Origin of the sequence: Mesorhizobium sp. M5C.F.Ca.IN.020.29.1.1, from assembly GCF_003997375.1 — a bacterium.
GTDB lineage: Bacteria > Pseudomonadota > Alphaproteobacteria > Rhizobiales > Rhizobiaceae > Mesorhizobium > Mesorhizobium wenxiniae.
In genome coordinates, this window is the sequence record NZ_RZSW01001181.1 from 1 (window position 1) to 469 (window position 469).

The window sequence follows — 469 nt, forward strand, 5'->3', positions numbered from 1 at the left end:
GCCGCGCCCAGCGCAAGTCCCGACCGCGCGGACGAAATCGGAGCTACGCGGCAGCTGTCCTTTTTTGCGCGCTTCACTTAACTTCTTCGGGCTGGCGGCGTGTGTCTTCTCTTCACTTGTGTCGCTCATGGCAGCACTTTGTCGAACCACTCCAGCGCGCCGTTGGCTTGTGTGACCTCCAGTTTCATGCTCTCCACCAGATAGGCAGCGTAGGTGACCATGAGAACTGGAAAGACAATGTTCTTGATTGCCGGAGACAGTTGGCTCGCCTTAAATTGCGGGGCAAAGCGACGCAGCAGCATCATCGATATATCAATCAGTATCAGGAAGAACACGACAGGCCCCGATACCAATAATGCCGTGCGCATTATGCGGTCGAGAAGCCCCAACAACTCCATTGCTCCTGGCCCGCTCAGTGTCGGGTGAAACTGATACACCGGCCAGATCAAGTAGCTGCGGTACAGGACAC

General features: G+C 56.1%; 2 protein-coding genes. Both read right to left on the reverse strand.

Annotation, left to right across the window (positions count from 1 at the left end; genetic code table 11):
• Positions 1-129: EscU/YscU/HrcU family type III secretion system export apparatus switch protein (locus tag EOA85_RS36930; protein WP_206523518.1), on the reverse strand; the 129-nt coding region annotated here is incomplete at its 3' end.
• Positions 126-469, reverse strand: a 344-nt coding sequence (locus EOA85_RS36935) for a flagellar biosynthetic protein FliR (protein WP_206523517.1), incomplete at its 5' end; no start/stop codon positions are given. The genes EOA85_RS36930 and EOA85_RS36935, both read right to left, overlap by 4 nt.